Annotated in this window: 3 protein-coding genes and 1 pseudogene; 2 read left to right on the forward strand and 2 right to left on the reverse strand. The window is 68.9% G+C overall.

Annotated features, from left to right (window positions below; all coding sequences use genetic code 11):
* Both JWQ05_RS03115 and pgeF read right to left on the reverse strand, forming a co-directional pair.
* Window positions 1-332: pseudogene (locus tag JWQ05_RS03115) on the reverse strand (porin family protein); the annotation flags it as partial.
* A gap of 255 nt (window positions 333-587) precedes the next feature.
* On the reverse strand, window positions 588-1376 hold the full coding sequence (gene pgeF, locus JWQ05_RS03120) for a peptidoglycan editing factor PgeF (protein ID WP_299654315.1): 789 nt from the start codon (window positions 1374-1376) through the stop codon (window positions 588-590).
* Between the two features lie 156 nt (window positions 1377-1532).
* Between pgeF and JWQ05_RS03125 the strand changes: the two genes are divergently transcribed.
* Entirely contained in the window at window positions 1533-2129 is a 597-nt protein-coding gene (locus JWQ05_RS03125) for a hypothetical protein (protein WP_299654318.1), read from the forward strand.
* Between the two features lie 406 nt (window positions 2130-2535).
* Window positions 2536-3549 (forward strand): aromatic ring-hydroxylating dioxygenase subunit alpha (locus JWQ05_RS03130; RefSeq protein WP_299654321.1); only part of this gene is annotated, 1014 nt, incomplete at its 3' end.

A 3549-nucleotide genomic window follows, 5' to 3' on the forward strand; every position in this document is an offset into this window, starting at 1 on the left:
GGCGTGAACTGGTAGTTGTAGCCGATCTGACCGCCGCCGACGAAGCCTTCGTTGGAGTTACGGCCGCCGAACGCACCGGCGCCGACGCCGGCGGGGGTGGCGAGATAGATCGGCGTGGTGGCGACGACGGTGGTCGGGCCATTGTTGTTGTTGCCGTTGCCCGTGCCGAAGCCGTAGCCGGCGTTGAAACCGGCGTAGAAGCCGGTCCAGGTGAACACCGGCACCGGCACGAACACCGGGGGAGCCGCGCGGCGCGGAAGATCGGCGGCGAAGGCGGAGCCGGCCAGGGCGATACCGGCAAGCGCGGTGGCGCTGCGAAGGAAGGATTTCATGATCTGGTCCTCTAAACCGTAAGGCGGCGGCGCTCCTATTGCTGGAGGCGTCCGCTGCGGTTCCCCGTCTTTAAGTGAGCCGAGCGCAAGAAGCTGTTGCTCTACGATCACGCCAGCCGCATGGAACACGGCCCCTTTGTGGCGATACTCGCTTCGCCTTTTCCGGCTACTTACCGCTCAAACGCGCTCGAATGGCCAAGGTTCAACCACGGCCACGCTTTTCGATTGACAAAGTGTCGCATCGAGCTGGACGGGTCACGCGGCGAGGCAGATCGCCGAGATCAGGCGGCCGTAATCCGGCTCCTCCCGGTGGGTCGTACGGCGGTAACTGTAGAATAGATCCTCCTCCGCGTAGGTGCAGCGCCCGAGCGTGGTCGCGCTGGCAATGCCGGCCTCGGCGAGGCGGGCCAGGATGAAGCCGGGCAGGTCGAACTGGGCGTGCCCGGCCTTTGCCCCATCACCGAGAAAGCGCTGGAAGCCCGGGGCCTCCGCGCGGAATCGGGCGATGAAATCCGGGCCGACCTCATAGGCCGCTTGCGCGATCGTCGGCCCTAGCACCGCGACGATGCGGCCGCGCGCGGCACCGAGGCGCTCCATCGCGCCGACCGTCGCCTCGATCACGCCCGTGAGGGCGCCCTTCCAGCCCGCATGGGCCGCGCCCACCACGCGGTTCTGCGCATCGGCGAACAGGATCGGCCCGCAATCGGCCGTGGCGATCCCGAGCGCCAGGCCCGGGACCCGCGTCACCATGGCGTCGGCCTTCGGCCGGTCGGCGAGAGGCACCGGTGCCTCCACCACGACGACCTCGGGCGAGTGGATCTGGTACAGGCTGACGAGGTGATCCGCCGCCACACCGAGATGGCCGCCCATCCGGCGCCGGTTCTCGGCCACATCGCCCGCCGCGTCGTTCGAGCCGAGGCCGCCGTTGAGGGACGCGTAGACCCCGTCGGAGACCCCGCCGCAACGGGTGAAGAAGGCGTGGCGGATGCCGGGCAGGCCGGCGAGTTCCGGGGCCTCGAGGTAGGCCGAGGTTTCAAGCGTCATGAGGCACGTCGATCCTTGGTGTGGGCGCGATGGGCGGAACGGAACCGTCCGGCGATCGGCGCGGAGAAACCGACCGGATCGCACGCTGATGTCGCGGGTCTTTACGCTTCATTAAGCATGTTTTGGTCGGATGCTCCTCAGAGACGAGGACCCATCATGTCGGAACCTGCCCGCCACTACCCCCAGCACGAACCCGCGTCCCGGCCGCAGCCGGGGCCGTTGCGCGATTGGCTGGCGGCGATGAAGGCGGCCACGGGGCCGTCCGCCTCCGACGCTTCCCTGGAAGCCGCACCGGCGATGCGCGAGAGCGCACGGGTGGCCGAGCCCGCCGCCGAGGCGCGGACCTCCGAGCCCGCCAATTCCTGGACCCCGCGCGTCGTCGCGCCGGAGCCGGGCCCGATCGGCGCGGGCGAGTCGGACATCTCCGACCTGATGGCCGAGAACATCATGCTGAAGGCCAAGCTCAAGGTCGAGAACGACCGCTACGATGCGCTCCAGGGCGTGATCGCCCGTGAGCTGCGCAACCTGCGCGCCCATGTCGAGGAGGAGATGCGGGATCTCGACGACATGCGCGCCGAGCGCGATCGCCTCGTCCAGGCCCAGGCCAGTTTCGAGCAGGAGATGCGCGACCTGCGCGCCAAGACCTCCGCCGATGCTACCGCGCTCACCGAGATGCGCAGCGAGCGCGATCTCTGGGCCGCCCGGGCGGAAGCCCTGGCGCAGCCGATCTTCCAGAAGCGCAGCGCGCTCTGACCGAATTCCGACCATTTCAGGTCGCTGAAAACACCGAAGGGCCGCCCCGTGAGGGGCGGCCCTTCCATTGCCGAACCGCTTGATGTCCGGCCGAAACTGTTGCGTACGCGTCTAGCGCTAGAAGGCTGCGCCGGAGGCGACGGTCCAGGTCCGGGAGGCCGGGGTGAGCGGCTGATGACAATGAGACACTGGATCACCTCCTTTCGTTCGTTGCGGGTGAGCCAGAGTTAGTCAGCCCCGGCGGCTTTGAAAAGACCCCGAGCCGCGCCTTTCCGCCGCTCCCTACCTGACCTTGTTCTGCCCCGCTTCCGGCAGGAACACGCGGCCGGCGACCCCTCGGCTGGCCACGCTCCGACGGGGCGTCTAAAGGTTCAGGCCCTTCACCGGCACGGACCCCCGCACGCCCATGTCCACAGCCCTGCGCATGCCGGCGCCCGACGAGGCCGCCCTCGACCCGGACGCCATGCGCCAGCCGCTCGCGGATGCCTGGTACTGCGTCGGGCGCTCCGAGACCCTCAAGGCCGGCCGGCTTCTCGCGGTCGAGCTGAACGGCGAGCAGATCGTGCTGGGCCGGGAGGCCTCGGGCGCTCCCTTCGCGCTCCGCGACCGCTGTCCGCACCGGGGCATGGCGCTCTCGAAAGGGCGGTTCGACGGGGGCGAACTGACTTGCCCATTCCACGGCTGGCGCTTCGGCACGGATGGGCGCTGCCGCGACGTGCCGACGCTGTCGGCGTCCGACACCGCCGATTTCTCGCGCATCGCCGTCCAGCGCTTCCCCATCCGCGAAAGCGCGGGCTTTGCCTGGGTCAATCCCTATCTCGGTGCACCGACGGGTTCGGAGCCGGCCGTCCTGCCCGAACTCGGCTTCGAGGCCGCGGGCCGCGTCGTCGTCGAACTCGTGGTCGAGGCGTCCTTCGATCTCACCACCCTGAGCCTCGTCGATCCGGGCCACGTCGCCTTCGTGCACGATTCCTGGTGGTTCCGGCCCTCGAAGGAACTGCGCGAGAAGGTGAAGACCTTCACGCCGACGCCGCACGGCTTCACCATGACGAGCCACGCCACCACCATAAGTTCACCGGTGTACCGGTTGCTCGGCGGCGCCCCCTCCGTGGAGATCGAGTTCCGCCTGCCCGGCGTGCGTCTGGAGCGGATCGAGGCCGGGCAGAAGCGGGTCGCGAACTACACCTTCGCCACGCCCATGACCCAGAACCGGACGCTGCTCACCAACGCGCTCTACTGGAACATGCCGGCCCTCAACCTCCTGAAGCCCATCGCACGGCCGCTGATGCGCCAGTTCCTGACGCAGGACCAGCAGGTGCTCCAGCACGCGCAGGCCGGCCTCGACCGCAAGCCCACCATGGTGCTGTTCGGCCAGGGCGACCTGCCCTCGCAATGGTACTTCCGCCTGAAGCGGGAGGCC

This window comes from Methylobacterium sp., from assembly GCF_028290105.1.
Lineage (GTDB): Bacteria > Pseudomonadota > Alphaproteobacteria > Rhizobiales > Beijerinckiaceae > Methylobacterium.

What these genes read in the sequence shown, in the direction of transcription:
- pgeF (WP_299654315.1), bottom strand. Translation starts at nt 1,376, where the DNA reads ATGACGCTTGAAACCTCGGCCTACCTCGAGGCCCCGGAACTCGCCGGC.
- JWQ05_RS03125 (WP_299654318.1), top strand. Translation starts at nt 1,533, where the DNA reads ATGTCGGAACCTGCCCGCCACTACCCCCAGCACGAACCCGCGTCCCGG.